The organism is Mycobacterium sp. TY815 (assembly GCF_030755135.1).
GTDB lineage: Bacteria > Actinomycetota > Actinomycetes > Mycobacteriales > Mycobacteriaceae > Mycobacterium.
The window spans coordinates 1-19312 of record NZ_JAUFRX010000011.1 but is presented as its reverse complement, the minus strand read 5'-3'; the positions used below and the strand labels follow the sequence as shown (position 1 = coordinate 19312).

General features: G+C 61.3%; 12 protein-coding genes. 11 read left to right on the top strand and 1 reads right to left on the bottom strand.

Translation table 11 applies throughout. The annotated features are described in order from the left end of the window. Nucleotides 1-213: 213 nt before the first annotated feature. The 10 genes from QXK92_RS33735 to QXK92_RS33690 all read left to right on the top strand — a co-directional run bounded on the left by QXK92_RS33735 (nt 214) and on the right by QXK92_RS33690 (nt 16413). Nucleotides 214-1503, top strand: coding sequence for a site-specific integrase (locus QXK92_RS33735; protein ID WP_306248710.1), 1290 nt, complete (start codon nt 214-216; stop codon nt 1501-1503). 161 nt (nt 1504-1664) lie between these two features. Further along, a complete protein-coding gene (locus QXK92_RS33730) occupies nt 1665-3317 on the top strand; it encodes a hypothetical protein (RefSeq protein WP_157932037.1) in 1653 nt (550 codons plus the stop codon). Beyond that, nucleotides 3314-5380 carry a hypothetical protein gene (locus QXK92_RS33725; protein WP_079615619.1) on the top strand — a complete coding sequence of 689 codons (2067 nt, stop codon included), beginning with the start codon at nt 3314-3316 and terminating at the stop codon, nt 5378-5380. Before QXK92_RS33730 ends, QXK92_RS33725 begins: the two co-directional genes overlap by 4 nt. Further along, complete coding sequence (locus tag QXK92_RS33720; RefSeq protein WP_079615617.1) at nt 5377-5793, top strand: hypothetical protein; 417 nt, start codon at nt 5377-5379, stop codon at nt 5791-5793. The genes QXK92_RS33725 and QXK92_RS33720 overlap by 4 nt, the downstream gene beginning before the upstream one ends. A 214-nt stretch (nt 5794-6007) precedes the next feature. After that, the gene (locus QXK92_RS33715; protein WP_052525842.1) at nt 6008-6193 is read left to right on the top strand and encodes a helix-turn-helix domain-containing protein; all 186 of its coding nucleotides are present in this window, start codon (nt 6008-6010) and stop codon (nt 6191-6193) included. A gap of 2 nt (nt 6194-6195) precedes the next feature. Beyond that, nucleotides 6196-9465, top strand: a complete 3270-nt coding sequence (locus QXK92_RS33710) for a helicase-related protein (protein ID WP_079615615.1) — start codon at nt 6196-6198, stop codon at nt 9463-9465. Further along, nucleotides 9462-10127 carry a DUF4391 domain-containing protein gene (locus tag QXK92_RS33705; protein ID WP_079615612.1) on the top strand — a complete coding sequence of 222 codons (666 nt, stop codon included), beginning with the start codon at nt 9462-9464 and terminating at the stop codon, nt 10125-10127. The genes QXK92_RS33710 and QXK92_RS33705 overlap by 4 nt, the downstream gene beginning before the upstream one ends. Nucleotides 10128-10145: 18 nt before the next feature. Further along, nucleotides 10146-12005 (top strand): site-specific DNA-methyltransferase, encoded by a 1860-nt coding sequence (locus QXK92_RS33700; protein ID WP_202910314.1) that lies wholly within the window; start codon nt 10146-10148, stop codon nt 12003-12005. A 5-nt stretch (nt 12006-12010) separates the two neighbouring features. After that, nucleotides 12011-15091: a type III restriction-modification system endonuclease gene (locus QXK92_RS33695; protein WP_079615608.1), complete on the top strand. Its 3081-nt coding sequence runs from the start codon at nt 12011-12013 to the stop codon at nt 15089-15091. A gap of 494 nt (nt 15092-15585) precedes the next feature. Beyond that, nucleotides 15586-16413 (top strand): hypothetical protein, encoded by an 828-nt coding sequence (locus QXK92_RS33690; RefSeq protein WP_306239637.1) that lies wholly within the window; start codon nt 15586-15588, stop codon nt 16411-16413. A 349-nt stretch (nt 16414-16762) separates the two neighbouring features. On the opposite strand, the gene QXK92_RS33685 is transcribed toward QXK92_RS33690, so the two are convergent. Next, the gene (locus QXK92_RS33685) at nt 16763-17803 is read right to left on the bottom strand and encodes a DUF4268 domain-containing protein (RefSeq protein ID WP_165746009.1); all 1041 of its coding nucleotides are present in this window, start codon (nt 17801-17803) and stop codon (nt 16763-16765) included. Between the two features lie 67 nt (nt 17804-17870). On the opposite strand from QXK92_RS33685, the gene QXK92_RS33680 reads away from it, so the two are divergent. Next, the gene (locus QXK92_RS33680) at nt 17871-18938 is read left to right on the top strand and encodes a hypothetical protein (protein ID WP_079615624.1); all 1068 of its coding nucleotides are present in this window, start codon (nt 17871-17873) and stop codon (nt 18936-18938) included. Nucleotides 18939-19312: the final 374 nt, after the last annotated feature.

The window sequence follows — 19312 nt, the reverse complement described above, 5'->3', positions numbered from 1 at the left end:
TTATGCGCTGTATTTGGGCGTGTCTCACTCGGATCCATGCGCAACCCCGTTACAGTGCCCGCAACCCTGACTACAGAAGGGCCGTTGAGGGGGACGCTGCCGGTGGATTTGTACTTCGCTGACTGGTCGCTGGTGTCGCGGCCGGACGGGTTGAAGGCGGTCGGCTCCAACGCCATCTCGACGCCACGAGTGCCCGACGGGACTCCGGTATTGGTGGACGATTCGATGCGCCCGGTGGAACCTTGGTGCACATTCCTGCGGCTGTACTCGCAGAATCTACGTCGGAACTCTGTTGTCGCCTATGCCCGCGACGCGCTCGAGTTCGGCCGGTTCCTAGAGACGAGAGGCGTTGGGGTGCTAGATGTCTCGGAGTCGGACCTGGTGGCCTACCGGGCGAACCGATTCGCTTCCGGGGTCTCGCCGCGTTCGTGGGCTCGGCAATTGGTGGTGATTCGAGCTCTCTTCACGTACTTGTACGAAACCGGGCGCAGAGACAGTTTGCCGTGGATTCAGGTCGGCAGCCGGTCGGTGGTGACTCCGCGGATTCCTCGGACTGAGATGGATGTTCGGGCGCTTTCTCACGCGCAGTGGGTCGCGTTGCGCGATGTTGGGTTCGGCGGGGAGTTGCCCACGGGAGAGCTGGATCGCTCCTACCGCGGCAGGTCTACGGTCCGAAACGCGTGCGCCGCCGAGCTGGCACTGACCACGGGGATGAGGCTCACCGAATGGAGCACCCTGCTGGACGTCGAGGTCCGATCGGAGGGGGCTGGCACTTCACTGGTGCTGGAGGCATGCGCGAAGAACGGCCGTCGACGCCGAGTTTATGTTCCGGCATCCACCGTCCAGAGAGTTGAGCTGTACCGCTGCACGGAGCGGAAATCGCTGGTGCGGAAGGCCCAGGCGAGCTTGCGCCGGAAACTGCCGAATATGGCGGTGGTCCACGACGTTGACCTGCCGGCGGGCAAGCTGGTCTACACGCTTAATGGTGACGAGCGGCGCGACGAGTTCGCGACGATTCCGCCAGAGACGCGACGCGTACTGGTGAAGGTGACTCCTGGCGGGATCGAGCCACTGTCGCTGTTCGTCGGTCGAGGCGGCCTGCCGCCATCGCAGCGGCGGTGGCACCAATACTTTGAGGAGGCCAACGACCGGCTGGCGAACTTCGAGGGCCAGGTTCCGATCATGCCGGTGGCGGTCACGCCACACGACTTGCGTCATACCTTTGCCGTGGTGATGCTGCGTAGCCTGCAGGCGCGTGCTGCGCAGCTCGAACGATCGCGTCCCAAGCACGGGTTCGGCACCATCAGCGAGCACATCATTCACAACCCTTTGTTGACTTTGCAGCGTCTGCTCGGGCATGCCGGCCCGTCCACGACGATGGTTTATCTGCGTTATGTCGATGAGTCAGACGAGCTCATTCAACGTGCCTTCGAGTCGTGGAGCGACAACGAACGTGACTACGCCAGTTACGTTCTCGCGCAAATTGAGGCACAACGGCCGTGAACGATTCCGACCGCCAGCCGCGTACTGTGACGTTTCCGCCGGGTGGTCCGCTGAAACAATCTCGAATCGATCCAGCCCAGTACGTTGCGACACGGCTCGTGGCTGAACTGGCTGACGCGTGGAAGGAATGCGCAGAGACCGCGTCGCTATCACCTGGCACAGTGTCCCGCCAATCCAGCGTGGTTCGTAGTGTCGGGAAGTTCCTTACCGCGGACGCGGACAGATTCCTGACATTGTCCGGCGACGGCGCGGACGTGGCCCGGCGGCTGCATGATTGGGAATCGGCGATGGTCGCCGAGTTTCCCCCGCCCAGCGTCCGAGCCAAAGACCTGGGCATGGAGCTTCGCAATCAAGTCGCCCGCTACCTGCAGTCCAACGGGATTCCCGGCGGTGTGCTGGCGGACTGGGCGAACGGCCAGGTGTTAGACGGACGGCCATGGCAGGAACTCCCGCTCGACGAATTCAGCAACAACGAGCGCCTCCAACTTGAGCAGACCTGCCGGCAGATCGTGCGCGACACAGAGGACCGTCTGGCGCGCGGCGACGCCCTACTTCGCGATGGCCACGATCCGCGGATCCACGGGTGGAACCGCGTGGAGAACGTGCTGTGGGCTTTGCGCAATGTGCCCTATGAGGATGGGTTTCACGTCCATCTCGCCGGATCACGACGCCAACTTGATCCGCTGGAGATCGACCGCATGTCGGGAGTGCGACGCGCCCCCGCGCGAATCAAGGCCCCACCACTGCTGACTGCCGTCGGCGCATTCCTGGCTCCCGATGCCGAGTATCTCCTGGCCATCCGGGTGTTACTGCATTTGCAGACCGGATGGTCGCCCGAAGAGAGCGCTCGACTCTGTCGCGAGGACATCGAGTTCGGCGTGGAGTCCGTGCGGGTTCGGGCGACAAAGGCGCGTGCCCAACGGATCCGATGGCACACCCTGGCCTCGCCGCGGGACCAGCCGTGGGGGTGGAAGGCTGGCGACCTTGTGCGGCGAGCTGCCCATGCCATGCGCCACGCCCACGCGCTGACGCCGGATCAACCGCTGTTCTGGGTGACCGGATGCCGGTCTGTCCGTGATCGGCTCGACCACGAGTACCCCCATTACGTGGTCCGGGAGCACCACTTCGGAAAACTCAACACGCTGAAGAATCTGATTGAGCGCCACAGCCTCTCGATCAGCCAACCCCACGACATGCGCCGGCTCCGTAAGACGGTCAAGAGTGCACGCGCGGCTCTGCTGGGCACTCTCGCCGGCGCTGCCGGCGACGACCACACCGTCGAGGTCTTCCGCGACCACTACGCGCAAACCACGACCGTTCACACGATCGCCGCCCAGACGGTGCTGCGTGCGCAGCAGAAGGTCCTGCAACGCGCCTCACAGGGACCAACATTCGTGGCCGCGACGGCAGCCGAGGTCTCCGAATCACCGACAGATCCCGAGCTCGCCGAAATTGCCGCCACCGTCGCCGCGGAGACGCCCACTGAGCAGGAACTGACGATCGCTGCTTGCCGAGATCCCTATGACGCACCGTTCATGGATCAGGGCTCGCTATGCCATGCCTCACCGTCGATGTGCTTGCAATGCCGTAACGCCATCGTATTCCGCGATCACCTTCCGCGCCTGATCGCCTACCGAGAGGCACTGGACGCCATCGAGAACAACACGCCGCCGAGGGTGTTCAGCGAGATCTACGGCCAGCAGAGAGTCAACATTGACGCCATTGTCGCCGAGTTCCCACCCGAGCAGATCGAGGCTGCCCGCCCGGCGGACGTCCATTTGCACCGCCCGCTTGGACAAAGGGCTGAACAATGACCAACGCACCCGAGCCGCAGACTTGTCCGACACTGACAGGCTTCGATCCCGACGAGCCGGTGTTACCCGCTGACCGCCGCGTGACCGACGGGCCTGACCCCCGATTCGGGGACCTCCCGCGCTGGGATCTCACCGCCAGCGGTCTCGCACCGAACCTCAATGCTGCACAAGCACATTTGCGTTTCGATGTGTATCCCGACGGGTGGGTGCCGATCGCCAAAACCCTCGCGATGGCCATGCTGCAACCGGTCCACCCCATAGTCAGGCGAGCCGGAATCTATCGTTCCAATCGGCCCTACAAATTGAAGTCCATCCGACATGTCCTCACCGAATTGAGATACCTCGCGGAATGGGCCGCCAGGGCCGGTCTCACCGCCGACCTGTCGGCCTGGACTCACGCTGACGGTGAGGCCTACCTTGCCGAGCGAAAGGCTCGATCCTTCTCTGCCGGCCGTAGCGCCAACGACCTTCTGCGTCACCTCGGTGATTTCCGGGGGCTCCTGCCCAACGGCGGACTTTCCATCCAGGTCGACCCGTGGGCTGCAAGATCCGGCGGCGAAGTCAAGACTCCCGTCATCCCGCCGGAAACCTTCTGGCCACTGGTACGCGCCTGCTGGACCTACATCGAAACGTTCGCCCCCGATATCACCGCTGCTCGCGACGAAATTGCGCTCCTCAATACGCGTGGACCCAAAAACCGGGAGGTCCGTCCCTCGACACGGGATATCGACGATGCGCTTGACGCCTGGCTGTCATCACCTCAAGCCTTTGTTCCCCTGCACATCTACACCTTGGGGCGCGCACGGGCGGGAGACATCAACTGGGACGGCCTGGGTCTCTGCACGGCACTTCGATTGAGCGGCACCAACTTTTACGGCAACCGCGGACCTGCTCGGCAACTTCGCGTCCATCAGGCGATCAGCCAAGGCGTGCCCACTCGATACGGCTACAGCTCGGTCCAACCCGCGGCTGTTGAACGGCCCGACGGCACACACGGGCCCTGGATAAGCGGCTTCGACCGCATCATCGTCAGCAAGGAACTCACCCAACTGCGCAACGCCGCATACATTTTCGTCGCGATCATGACGATGATGCGTGACAGCGAAGTTCAAAGCCTCGCCACCGGGGCCATCGGAACACATTACGGTGCCCCCGCCGTCACCAGCACACTGCACAAGATGCAGCCATACGGCGGTACACCTCAACGCTGGTGGGTCAGTGAACCTGTCGTGAGGGCGCTCAAAGTCGCCGAGCAGATCACCCGCGACGAGAACCGGCTCTTCGGCGCGGTGCGCGAAGGCGTGCACCGCGACTTGGCAGGATTCGACCAGTACGAACAGATCCGATCGTTCGTGGCGTGGGTCAACGACCATTCGCCCCAGAACGGCTTGGAGCCCATTCCCACGACTCCGTTGGCGCCGCATATGTTTCGTCGCACCATGGCCGTGATCACCGCCAACGAGCCAGACGGCGAGATCGCACTTGGGATCACACTGAAACACAACGCCGTTCGCGCACTTGCCAACGCCACCACGAGCGGGTACGCGGCGCCCACGCCTGAATGGGCCAAAGAATTCGAACACCACGTCAAGGAGGCGGCCGCCGGGGAACTCGTCGCTGACTGGGCACGTCACGCCCAAGGCGACCACGCTCTGCGCGGTCCCGGCGCAACAACCTTCGCCAACGGCCTCGACGACGTCACCGACCGCGCCAAGACCACCGTCGCCATCGGTAACGAACGCATGCTCCGAAACCTGCTGCGCGACGAATTCGCCACCATCCGACTCGGCACCCTCAATCACTGCCTCGGTGACCCCGCCAAAGCGCTATGCCTGGAAGGCGCATCCGCAGCCGTGAAAGCCGGCGGCCCGATCCCGAGCATGTGTCAACCCGCCACCTGCCGAAACTCGGTCATCACCGACCGACACCTGCCCATCTGGCGGCGCGAGGAATCCGACCTCGTCGACAAGCTCAAGGACAAGAGAATGGCACCCGTCCATCGCCAGCGCCTCGAAACCCAGCTCGCCGACGTCCGCAAAATCACCCACCAGGAGCCGAAGTGACCACCGTCAGTCCGGCAACCGAGAAGAAGCTCCGCGACGCGATGGAGCGCCTGCTGGCGGGCAAGTCCAAACGGACTGACGGCCGGCTCACGAAAGCCAACTTGCACATCGAAGCCGGCGTCAGCCGCGCAACCATGAACCGTGCCACTGAGGTAATCGCAGACTGGAACGCCAGCGTCGGCACGGAACCCGCTCCTCGTGACGCCGAGCTCGCTGGACTACAGGCCACGGTCACGGAACTCAAGAAGTGCATCGCGAGGCTGCGCGAACACAACAGCCACCTCGAACGCAGAAACCGGGCCGCCGTCACCGTGATCGCAGAGCTCAACGCGCAGCTTCAGGCCAGTCGGGGCGAGACTCCGATTGGCACCGTCACGCCTATACGGGACCGTGCAGCACGCAGACGAAGGTGATTATCGGCCAACCTCAGTGTTCTGTTGGACCGACGATAACGACTGCCCACTTCTCCTCCGTCTCCTCGCCGGCGTTCGCCAACCCAAGCCCGGCGTGCAACGGGCTTCACCCGCTATACCCGGTCAAAACCGGTCCAAATGGGTCTCTTCCCGATAAGCTCATCTCGCCCATGCACCGAGGTGTCGATTAGCTATTAGCCAGGAGGTGTCGCCCGTGCCCGAGCCGTGGCTGTCAGCCGACGACATCGCTACCCACCTTGGCGTCACCAAGGACACCGTGTACGCCTGGATCGCCGAGAAGGGCATGCCAGCTCACAAGCTGGGGCGCCTGTGGAAGTTCCAGGCAGCCGAGGTCGACGATTGGGTTCGTCGCAACGGGGCGACGGCCGCGGAGGACTGAACGTGCACATCATCGACAACGTCAACGATCTCCTGGGCGACGATCTCAAGGCTGAGGTGCAGGCTGGGTCGAAGCTGCGTATCGCTGCATCGACATTTTCCATCTTCGCGTTTGAGGCGCTGCGCAAGGAGTTGGAGCGTCTCGAAGAGCTCGAGTTCGTCTTCACCTCGCCGTCGTTTGTCGCCGCGGCGGCTACCGATCAGCTGCCCAAGGAACGCCGCCAGTTCTTCATTCCGCCGGGATCGAACGGGGAGTCGTCGCTCTACGGTTCTCAGTTCGAGATCCGCCTGCGCAACAAGCTGACGCAGCGGGCCATCGCGCGTGAATGTGCGGAGTGGGTGCGCCGAAAGGCTCGCTTCCGGTCGAACCGGACCGGTGCACCGATGCAGCAGTTCGCCGTTGTGGATGACAAGGTCGCCTACCAGCCGATCCAGGGGTTCACGTCTGCCGACCTTGGTTACGAACGTGGGAACGCGGTGTCGAACGTCGTGACCAAGCTCGACGATGCTCCCATGGCACGGCAATACGCCGCCCTGTTCGATCAGATCTGGAACAACCCCACGCAGCTCGAAGATGTCACCCAAGCGGTGTACGACCACATCGCGAGCGTGTACGCCGAAAACTCACCGGCGCGAATCTACTTCCTGATCCTGTACAACCTGTTCTCGGAATTCCTCGACGACATCAGCGAGGACGTCCTGCCCAACGACCGCACCGGCTACCAGGAAACGCAGGTCTGGCAGAGCCTGTACAACTTCCAGCGCGACGCCGCGACGGGAATCATCAACAAGCTAGAGACCTACAACGGCTGCATCCTCGCTGACAGCGTGGGACTCGGGAAGACCTTCACCGCGCTTGCAGTGATCAAGTACTACGAGCTGCGCAACAAGTCCGTCCTGGTGCTTGCACCGAAGAAGCTTGCGGAGAACTGGACCAACTACAACGCAAATCTGACCACCAATATTTTCGCTCGCGACCGGTTCAACTACGACGTCCTTGCTCACACCGATCTTTCCCGCACCAGAGGTGAATCGTTGGGTCTGCGGCTCGACCGAATCAATTGGGGCAACTACGACCTCGTCGTTATCGACGAGTCCCACAACTTCCGCAACGCCGACTACGCAGAAGAAAAAGAGTCGCGCTACCAGCGGCTGATGCGTCAAGTCATTCGCGAAGGCGTCAAGACCAAGGTGCTCATGCTGTCGGCCACACCGGTCAACAACCGCTTCAACGACCTGAAGAACCAACTCCAGCTCGCCTACGAAGGAGAGTCCGAGAACCTAAGCCAGCACCTCAACATCTCGACGACGGTCGAGAAAGTGTTCAGCGACGCGCAGCGCGTCTTCAACGAGTGGTCCAAGCTCGACCCCGAGGCGCGCACCACCGACCGCATCCTGCAGATGCTCGACTTCGACTTCTTCGAACTGCTCGACTCGGTCACCATCGCGCGGTCCCGCAAGCACATTCAGGCGTTCTACGACACCACCGAGATCGGTACTTTCCCGCAACGGCTCCCGCCGCGGTCGATTCGTGAGCCGCTCTCCGACCTCCCCGATGTGCCCGCATTCAACGAAATCTTCGGACAGCTTCAGGTGCTCACCCTGGCGGTCTACACGCCGCTGGCCTACGTATTCCCAAGCCGGATCGGCAAGTACGAAGATCTCTACAACGTCAAGGGCGGCACTGCGCGCTCTAATATCGGGCAGCTCGGCCGTGAGCAGGGCTTGAAAAAGCTCATGACGGTCAACCTGCTCAAGCGTTTGGAGAGTTCGGTCGAGGCGTTCCGGCTCACCCTCGCCAAAATTGAAGGGGCGGTCGACAACACTCTGATCCGGCTCAAGTCAAGAACGGGATCCTTGAACGACCTCAGCGTCGATTTCTCCGGCCTGGACCTCGATGTCGACGACGAGGACGACGCCAACGTCGAGGCCCTCTCGTTTGGCGAGAAGATAAAGATCGACCTCGACGACATCGACGTAGAATCCTGGCAGCGCGATCTGTGGAACGACCGCGAGACCCTCCGTGAATTACTCGACGAGATGCGCAGGGTCACACCGGATCACGACCTCAAGCTGCAGGAGCTCAAACGACTCATCGAGGACAAGGCCGCCAACCCCCTCAACCCGTTGAATCGCAAGGCACTGATCTTCTCGGCGTTCGCCGACACCGCCGAGTACCTCTACAAACAGCTCGCGCCGGCATTGAGCGACTCCGGGTTACACACCGCGCTCGTCACCGGCGGCGCCCACGCCGCGAAAACAACGCTGGGGACCGGCTACGACTTCCAGCAGGTCCTGACGTTGTTCTCGCCGAAGTCCAAACAACGCCACCTCACCATGCCCAAAGACACCGGCGAACTCGATGTGCTGATCGGCACCGACGTCATCAGCGAAGGTCAAAACCTCCAGGACTGTGACTATCTCGTCAACTACGACATTCATTGGAACCCGGTACGGATCATCCAACGATTCGGCCGCATCGACCGCATCGGCTCGACCAACGCCCAGATCCAGCTCGTGAACTTCTGGCCCGACATCTCCCTCGACGAATACATCAACCTCAAGGAACGCGTCGAGAACCGCATGGTCATCGCCGACCTCGCCGGCACCGCCGACGACAATGTCCTCACCCTTGAAGGCAGCGATGCCGCGTTCCGGAAGGAGCAGCTCCGCAAGCTCCAAGACGAAGTCATCGAACTCGAAGACGTCCGCACCGGTGTGTCCATCACCGATCTCGGTCTCAACGACTTCCGCATGGACCTGCTGGGATACCTCAAGGAGTCCGGCGATCTGGCCACCGCGCCGAAGGGACTTCACGCCGTGCTCCCCGCAGACCCCTCAAGAGGCCTCCACCCCGGTGTGCTGTTCGCGCTGCGCAACGTCGACGCCAACGAGAACATCAATCGGGGCAACCGGCTTCACCCGCACTACCTTGTCTACCTCGACGACAACGGCAACGTCATCGCTGACCACACGGAGGCCAAACACCTGCTCGACCTGATTCGCACAGGATGCCGGCCTCATGAGGAACCCGTCACCGAGGTCACCCGCGTCTTCAACGCTGCCACCCGCGAAGGCGCAGAGATGGGCAAGTACTCCGAATTGCTCACCGCAGCAATCCGATCCATGATCGACGTCACCGAAGAACGCGATATCGACAGCCTCTTCAGCGATGGACACACGACCGCGCTCACCCAGGCAATCGCCGGCCTCGACGACTTCGAACTCACCGCATTCATAGCGATCGTCGACGCCACCGAAGGAACCACATGACGGCCCTGCTCTACCGCTGGCCCGTCGCCGCCAAATTCGGTCGTACCGTCCCGAAGACCAAGTTCTACGAACACGGCACCGTCCCCGGTGCGGTACGTGACAAATTCGTTTCCGAGATCCAACGCATCACCTGGGCCTACAAACTCGCCCAATCCACCATCAACCTGCCCGGCAACGCAGACGTCCCCGAGATCCAAGTTTTCCAGATCGATACAAAGGGCGACGATGTCGGCGAGTCCGTGCTCGCGGCCATCGACAAAGCGGTGAAGACCCCCATTATCTTCGAGATAGTCACGGGCGAAGGAGACGAGCAGCGGGTCCGGATGGCTGCATCGCACAAGCAGGTCGGCCCCGCTACGCCGAAGCTCAGCGCCTACTACACGACCGACTGGCAACCCCCGGATGCCGAGCGGCAGCCACTACCGACAGCGATCAGCCTGCCGTCCCTGTACACCGCACTCCTCACGCCGCTGACTCCGGTATCAGCACGGCCAGGAGAGGAATTGTCAGACGTTGCTGCGAGACTCCAGGCCGTGCGCAAGCTCGAACGCGAGGTCGCCTCCCTGGAGCGCAAACTCCGTGCCGAGCCGCAACTCAACCGCAAGGTGGAGCTTCGGCGCGCCCTGAAAACTAAGCAAGCAGAACTGGAACAGCAGAGGTAGCAGGTGGAGAAACTTCGCATGACATCGCCCGACATGACCGAGGCCAATATTGACAGGCTCGCGGAGCTGTTCCCCAACGTCATCACCGAGACGCTCGACGCCGATGGGAATCCCAAGAAGGCCGTCGACTTCGACCTGCTGCGCCAGGAACTGTCAGATCATGTTGTGGAGGGCCCGCAAGAGCGCTACCGGCTCGACTGGCCCGGTAAGCGGGAAGCAGCCTTCGCCGCCAACGCGCCAATCGCCAAGACCCTTCGTCCGATCCGCGAGGAATCTGTCGAATTCGACACCACCGAAAATCTATTCATCGAAGGTGACAACCTCGAAGCCCTGAAGCTGCTGCAGGAGTCGTACCTCGGCAAAGTCAAACTCATATACATTGACCCGCCCTACAACACCGGTAACGACTTCGTCTACGACGATGATTTCGCCGAGTCAGCCACTGACTACCTCGCGCGATCCGGCCAGGCAAACGGGGAGGGCGCCAAGCTCGTGGCGAACACCGAAGCCAACGGCCGCTTCCACTCCGACTGGCTCAGCATGATGTATCCACGCCTGAAGCTGGCCCGCAACTTGCTCGCTGAGGATGGAGCCCTCTTCGTTTCGACGGGCGACTATGAATCAGCGAATCTACGTCGAATCTGCGACGAGCTATTCGGTGAGCAGAACTTCCGGGCTGACATTTCGTGGCAGAAGCGCTACACGCGCAGCAATAACACGCAGGATTTCACTACGGTGGTGGAACACATCCTCGTCTATGGTCGCTCCGACGCATTCGCAGTGAATCTTCTGCCACGTACAGACGAGGCCGACGGTCGCTACACAAATCCTGACAACGATCCCCGCGGACCCTGGAAGGGAGCATCCTTTCTCAACCCCGCAACGCCGGAGCAGCGTCCCAATCTTTGTTACCCGATTACGAACCCTAATACCGGCCAGGTGGCGACGCCGACGGCCAATGCGTGGCGACGCTCAAAACAGGAATTCGAGAGGCTGCACAGTGAGGGCCTTCTATATTGGGGGACGGATGGGTCTGCTCCCGTTCCTGCCATCAAGATGTTTCTCTCTGAAGCCCGCGGCTTGACTCCGATCAACTTCTGGGAGCACAGCTACGCCGGCAATACGGACGACGGTACGAGAGATCTAGCGTCTCTTTTCGGCAGCAAGCTGTTTGACAATCCGAAGCCCGTTCAGCTGATGAAGCGGGTGCTTGAGCATGCAACGGCTCCCGACTCGCTCGTCCTCGACTTCTTTGCCGGATCCGGAACCATGGCGCACGCGGTGCTTGCGAAGAATTCGGAAGATGGGGGCTCGCGTCGATTCATCGTGATACAGCTTGACGAGACTCCGGACCCGAAGTCGGAAGCGGCGAAACAGGGCTACCAGACGATTGCTGCTCTCTGCAGAGAGCGCATCCGGCGAGCTGGTAGGAGAGTGGTCGACGACGCCGGTCTGGGTGCAAATGAATTAGACGTCGGCTTCCGGGCTCTCAGAGTTGACACGACGAACATGGCGGCTGTCTGGCGAACACCGGACCAGACTGACCAGCAGGCGCTGCCGTCGATGGAAGACAGCCTGAAGCCTGGTCGCTCCGCCGAGGATCTGCTTTTCCAGGTGTTGCTCGACTGGGGTCTCGAACTGACGATGCCCATCGGTGTGGAGAAGCTCGAGGGCCATGAGGTCTACTTCGTCGAGGACGACGCTCTCATCGCGTGTTTCGATTCGGTTCTGAGCCATGAGTTGGTGCGGGCCATCGCGCAGCGTGGGCCGCTGCGGGCTGTGTTCCGCGATTCTGGCTTCGCCTCTGACGACGCTCGGATCAATGCGGAACAGATCTTCCGTGAGATCTCCCCGGCGACGGATGTGAAGGCCATCTGACACTGATGAAGCTTCAGTTCAAGATTCAGCAGTATCAGACCGATGCCGTGGACGCGATTGTCGAAGCCTTCGCTGGGCAGCCAAAGCATGATGGTGTCTCTTATCGGATCGACCCGGGCAGTGCGAAGCCGGCCACGGCCCCGATGCTCTTTGACCCGAGCGCGACCTCCGACTCGGGCCTGCGCAATGCCGAGATCGCGTTGACACCAGCGCAGTGGCTAGAGAATGTTCAGCGAGTTCAACGGTCGCGAAACCTGCCGCTGTCGGACAAGCTGGTGGACAGCAAGGCCGCTCCGGGTGCTCCGAATCTCGACGTCGAGATGGAAACCGGTACCGGTAAGACCTACGTGTACATCAAGACGATGATGGAACTGCACAAGCGGTACGGCTGGTCGAAATTCATCATCGTCGTCCCGTCGGTCGCGATTCGCGAGGGTGTGAAGAAGTCAATCGATTTGACGGCCGAGCACTTCCAGCAGATGTACGGCACTAAGCCTCGGTCTTTCATCTACAACTCATCCCAGCTGCATGAGTTGGAGCGGTTCAGCTCGGATGCCGGGGTGCAGGTGATGATCATCAACATCCAGGCGTTCAATTCGACGAGCAAGGATAACCGCCGCATCTACGACGAACTCGACGACTTCCAGTCGCGGCGTCCCATCGATGTCATCAGTGCAAACCGTCCCATCGTGATCATTGACGAACCGCAAAAGATCAGTGCGCCAAAGTCATTGGAAGCACTGTCGCGGTTCAATGCGCTTATGGTGCTGCGCTACTCGGCCACTCACAAGATCGAGCACACCAAAGTTCACCGCCTCGACGCGCTCGATGCGTACAACCAGAAGTTGGTCAAGAAGATCGCGGTGCGAGGCATCACCGTGAAGGGACTGGCCGGCACGACGGCTTACCTGTACCTCGATGCAATCGAGATCGCTAAGGGCGCAAAACCGCGGGCTCGCGTGGAGATCGAGGTACAGACCAAAGGTGGGCCGATCAGTCGCCAGGTCAAGCGCCTCGACGTGGGCGCCCACCTCCACGACATCTCCAATGGCATCGAGGCGTACAAGGACCTCTTCATTACCGACATCGACGCCAACCGCGACTTCATCGAACTCAGCAACGGTGATGTGGTCATCGCTGGACAGCTCTCCGACCGTGACGTCACCGAAGAAGCCAAGCGCCGCATTCAGATCCGGGAGGTGATTAGGGCTCACCTCGATAAGGAACGGGAGCTGTTCGCCCAAGGCGTTAAGGTGTTGTCGCTGTTCTTCATTGATGAGGTTGCGAAGTACCGCGATTACGACCGCGAGGACACGCTCGGCGACTATGCCCGGATCTTCGAGGAGGAGTACGCCGCGATCGTCGATGAGATTCTCGGCGAGCTCGAACTCGACATCGCAGCCGCGGCATACCGGGCGTATCTTCGCCGCGACGACGTGCATGCCGTGCACGAGGGCTACTTCTCGATCGACAAGAAGACCAGGCATGCGGTCGACGGGCCAGTGCACACGACAGGTGACGAGAAGGGCCAATCCAAGGACGTCGACGCCTACGACCTGATCCTCAAGGACAAGGAGCGGCTGCTATCGCTGGCCGAGCCCGTTCGCTTCATCTTTTCCCACTCCGCCCTTCGGGAAGGCTGGGACAACCCCAACGTCTTCGTGATGGGCATGCTCAAGAAAAGCGATAACACCGTATCTCGGCGGCAAGAGATTGGCCGCGGCCTGCGCTTGGCCGTCGACCAACATGGCGAACGCATGGACAACCCCGTTACGGTTCACGACATCAACGAGCTGACGGTCGTGACCGATGAGTCCTACACCGACTTCGTCGCCGGGTTGCAAAAGGAAATCTCCGACTCGCTGGCTGCGCGGCCACGCAAGGCAAGCGTGAAGTTCTTCACCGGCAAGACCATTCAGACTGAAGACGGCGAGTCGCTAGTCGAGGAAGCCCTTGCGCAGGCTCTCTATAAGTACTTGATCAAGAATGACTACCTGAACGACGATGACACGCTCTCCGACGAGTACAAGGCAGCGACAGAGGCTGGCACGCTGGCAGAGCCGGCATCAGAGATCCTGAAACCGATGCTCAAGTTTCTCTTGCCCTTGGTCGACTCGCTCAATATCGACGTCCCGGCCCCGACGGACGACCGCAAGCCCAAGAAGATCCCGCTCAATGAGGCCAACTTCGCCAAGAAAGAGTTCCAGGCCCTATGGCGCCGGATCAACCACAAGGCCGTCTATCAGGTCGAGTTCGACTCATCCGAGCTCGTCACCAAGTGCATTCATGCACTCGACAAGCATCTCAAGGTCGCCGCGATGCAATACGTTGTCCAAGCTGGCACGCAGCGCGACGCCCTCGAAGCCGACGACCTCACCAGCGGTGCCGGGTTCGACGTATCCAGCACCACAACCCACACCGCGACGGTGTCGGCCGCGTCCCAGGTCAAATACGACCTACTCGGTGAAATCACCGAAAAAACTCAGCTCACCCGTCGTACCGCGGCGGCAATCCTCAGCGGAGTCACACCGGAGACGTTCGCCAAGTTCCGGCTCAATCCGGAGCAGTTCATCACCGAGGCCGTCCGACTCATCAACGAGCAGAAGGCAACAGCGATCGTCGAGCACCTGACCTACGACGCGCTCGAAGACCGGTTCGACACAGCGATTTTCACAGAGAACCAGACCAAGCAGGACCTCACCCACGCCGGCAACAAGCTGACGAAGCACATCTACGACTACGTCGTCACGGACTCGAAAGTGGAGCGCGACTTTGTCACCGAGCTCGACACCAGTCAGGAGGTTGCCGTCTACGCGAAGCTTCCACGCGGGTTCTTCATCCCGACCCCCGTAGGTGACTACAACCCAGACTGGGCCATCGCGTTCACCGAGGGAACCGTCAAACACATCTACTTCGTCGCCGAGACCAAAGGCTCCCTCTCGTCTCTTCAGCTCAAAGGAGTCGAGGACGCGAAGATCGAATGCGCCCGGAAGTTCTTCGCATCGCTCAACGAGAAGAACGGCGAGAACGTCAAGTACGAGGTCGTCACGGACTACACCGAGCTGATGCAGCTCGTAACGGCGTGAGCGTAAGACGGACGAGAAGCTGTAATCCAGAGCGTTGTCCAGGAATCCGGGTCCTCTCTACCCACGTAGACTCGTCGTCCGCGATTCGGCTTCCTGCAACATCACATATTGGCGGCACCTCTTAGATGACGATGGGAGGTTGTGAATCGATGAGCCGAGAGCACTTCTGGGACTCCACAGAAGGCGCTGAGTGCCGCGCTATGTGGCGCGAGCTAACAACCGCCCGAGGCGGTGTTGCAATCAAACCGAAAGCCAAGGGGTCAGGTGGGGTTGCCCAGGAGCGAGCGTTGATCGTGGCCGCCGCAGATGAATGGGAGCGTGCCTATCGCGGTGGTGGTTGGCCGCGACCGAGGGCCGACGTTGCTCTCGATGTGTGGGCGGTCGCCAGCAGGAACGCGCCGCAGCCGCAAAATTTCGCCAAACGGTTACTTGATCAACTCGGATCCCACGCGAAAGGTAAACCGATTGTCTACCAGGATGATCGGCAAGTCAGCATGCTCTATGTCCGGGTCGACGAGTTCCCCGACGTCGAACCACAGATCTATTTCGCGGCGCAGCGCTCGGCGGTAATCCGCGACGAGATGCGCCGCATGCCAGACGACGATGACTTTGACGAGGTGCATCGGGATCAGCAGCTCGACCTCGACTTCCGGATGGAGTCCGCCGATGAAGCGATCGCCGACTGGCGCAACGACACCTCAGAATTGGGCCAGAAGCTCTACGCCATGGCGAAACGCAGCAAGCGCTTCGATCTCCAAGATAGCGTTCTGAAGACGACCGATTACCTGGCGCGTTCCCTCGTCCACAGCTACGCCGCCGTGCCGCCGCGATGCCCGCACCAGTTCCTGGAACTGACCGCCGAAGCGTTGGACAGGTTGGCGTTCATGCCGTATGGGTTCAACCTAGGCCAGCTGCCATCGCGGCCAGGGGAGACCGAGGCGTTCAAAGAGTCGGTGCACACTTTGGTGGCTGACCGGATGGCGCGATATCCCTACCTATATCCGCCGGACATGCCAGTCGGAGTAACGGCGTTCTTCGTTCCTAGCTCCTCGGGCAAGGACCTCGACAACATCTTCCGCCAGCTCGTCGTGCCTGCCCTTGTCGAACATTGTCACTTCCCCCGCGAACTTCGACACCCGTATGCGATGTCCGAGGATGGCGCCGGCAGTGGCGCCACGACATTGCCGCACATCGCATTCGTCGAAGGCATCGCACTCAAGGGTGTTCCGCGGCCACCAGGCACAGTCGTGATCGCGTTGTCCGGTGGCCAACGCTACGAGAGTTGGTGGCAGATGGCCCTGGATCGAGACCGCCGGTTCTGAGTGCAATGATTAGGAAAGGAACGCCGTCCGCCGATGTCGCTGCAAGCCGGCCGTTCTCCACCATTCGATGTTCTGGCCAGAACAGCGCCACCCGTTGTCTATCCGCAGCTGCTTCGACGGCAGACCCGCGGCCGCGAGGGCATCCCCGAGTTCAATCGCCAGGCGATCGCGGCGGTGAGCGAGCGTCCGCCACGCCGAGCAGCGAGCGCTTCCGAGCACGGCGCCGGGTCATCAGCATCACACGAGCATGCCGCGTAAGGCGTACCGGCGATGTCGGTGCCGGGTGGTAGGCATTTGTCATCAACAGAGGAACCTTGTATGAGCTTGTGTAGCAACGAAACAAGGCGGCTCATGCTGGGATGCCTCCTGCAGTTTCGACAGCCTTGCGCAGTCTGCGCTGGGCGTCGATGAACCATGCGATGTAGCGCGGCCAGTCGTCACGGTTCTCGATCGAGCCGTCGGCGTAATCGACGATCTTCTTGATGTTTCGGCCCTGCTGGGATTCGAACGCAAGCTCCGATCCGTAAACCCCATTGATGGTGTCTCGCAATCCATGGAGCAGGTTGAATCGGCGGTCGTTGATGTCGGGCTTGTCGCTGTCGAACGCCAGCTCGGATCGTATTCGGGCTGAAAATCCGAACCCGACACCGTAGACCGTGCCATCCGAGCCAGCGGGAAGTCCAAACCAATTGCCGGCGTTTGACTTTGCGCTCGTCCACGTGTCAAGCCCGGCATCGCTCAGCGCTGCGCGGAACTGGCCCCAGAACTCTTTGTACAGCACTTGCTTCGTGGATTGCGCCTGGACAGTCGTACGCGCCGCCTTCTCCCAATCATTCGGCATGACGACGACACGGAAGTGCGGCGCAGGTAACGAGTCACCGATCCGCACAGCGGACACCTCGACACCGAAGAACCGCGTCGCGGTGCTCGTTCGTTCGTTGAGCCATTCCAGGGCGGCGCGATGCTCGTCGTTGAATTTCTCGGTCAGCCACACGACATTGGCGGCGTCGGTGCCGCTCGCATAGGTGAGCAATTGGCCGAGGTGGTAGTGATCCGACTCCCCAAACTGGTTCTCGATGATCACGACATGTCCGTCGCCGTCGGATCCGAGTAGGTCGAGCCGGTATCGGCCAACGGGGTGCTCGGCGGCGGTGATGCTCAGAGTCATCCCCAACGCCTCGGCGAGCACATCAGCGTTCCTGAGCAACCAGGGGGTGAAGTCGAGGGCCTCGTGCGACCAAACATCGCGCATCGGGACGCGGTCCAGACGCCCGATCTTCCAATCATTCCCGTTTGGCGCGAGTAGTGCCTCGTCGTCGTCGAAGCCGTCGTTCTCCTCGATCATCACCAGCGCAGCGTACGTCCTGGCGGCGACGGATTTGGCCCGCACGCGCAAACGAAAGTGTCCGTGCCCAGCGATACCGTGAGTCAGGTGGAACAGGGTCCTGGGAGGCATGATGAGCGCGAGCCAGTATCGCCGGCAGCTCGAACGGAAGCGAAGTCAGCGGGTCGAGGCCGAGAAGAAGGCTGGCGAGTATCGGAGCAAGGAGTCGAAGAAACGGGCCGAGGCCGATAAGGCTCGGCAGGCTGCGGCGAAGACCAAGAGCGAGTCGACGGCCAAGAGCAAACTCCGCGAGGCCGAGCGCCGCGACGGCGAGGCAGCGGCTGCTGGCAAGGAAGCTCGCCGGTGGCAGACGAAGGCATCGGGTTACGCGAAAGACGAGTCAGCGTTGATAGCCAGGCTCGCCCGCGCCGAACAGTCTGAGGCAGATGCTGCCGAGCGGCGGCAGAAGCGGGATCAGCAGCAGGCTGACCGGCGGGCCACGGCGGAGCGCGCAGCACTGGACTCGAGGATCGTCAGCGCCGAATCGGCTGTCGCGCATGCGGTTCGTCAGTTGCGGTCACCCAAGTCGGAGAAACTCCGCGTGTTGATCCTTGGGGCTTCCTCTGCCGGCGAGTTGCGGGTAGGGCGCGAACAGAAGCGCATCCGCGCAGCTGTGGAATCCGCACTGCATCGCGATCTCATCGAGCTCGACGTGCGCCCGGCTGCAACGACCAACGATTTACTCGACGGGATCACGAAGTTTCGCCCCCACGTGGTGCACTTCTCTGGGCACAGCAACGAGGACCTTGTCGTCTTCGAGGACGAGCACGACGACCCACATGACGGGGTGATCGTGACTGCTCGTGCTTTTGCAAAGGCGATCGCAGCGACCGATGCCCCGCCGATGCTGGTGCTGCTAAACGCCTGCAAGTCTGCAGCTCAGATCGATGGCCTTGTTGCAGAAGTCGTTCCGTTCGCGATCGGGATGGCTGGCAGCATCGACGACGGCGACGCGATCAACTACGCCGCCCAGTTCTACGCCGCCATTGCCAATGGCCAATCGATCAAATCCTCGCATCTGTCGGGCCAGGCAGCGCTGGAGCTGGCCGGGCTTGACGGAGCAGACCTCCCAACACTCGCGTGGTCAGAGCACGTCGACCCGGCAACGACCATCCTGGTGAAGCCCCCAGAGTCCGACTGATGCCTTCATCGCACTCGGGTACTACGAACGGGCAATGCTCCAGAGATACGCTGGTTCCCGTGAGTAGAGGTGCGAAAACTCCGAAGTCCGAGACTCAGAAGTCGCGGGCGCACGAGAAGAATGCTCTGGGATCAAAGCCATCCGGCAAGAACATCGAGGCCCCCCAAAAACGAGCGTACCGGCCTGCTGCTGACGGGCCTGCAATCCCGGATGCATCTGCGATTCTGGCTGGTGAGACGTTCCGGTCGCGAAAGCCGAGCGAGTGGAAGGTTAAGCCCAACCGCCGGAAGCACTGAAGCATGTAGCGGCTGCTTCCTGACGAGCTGGCCGGTGGTGTGTCCGAGGGTCTCGTGAGACATTGAAATTTCGCATAA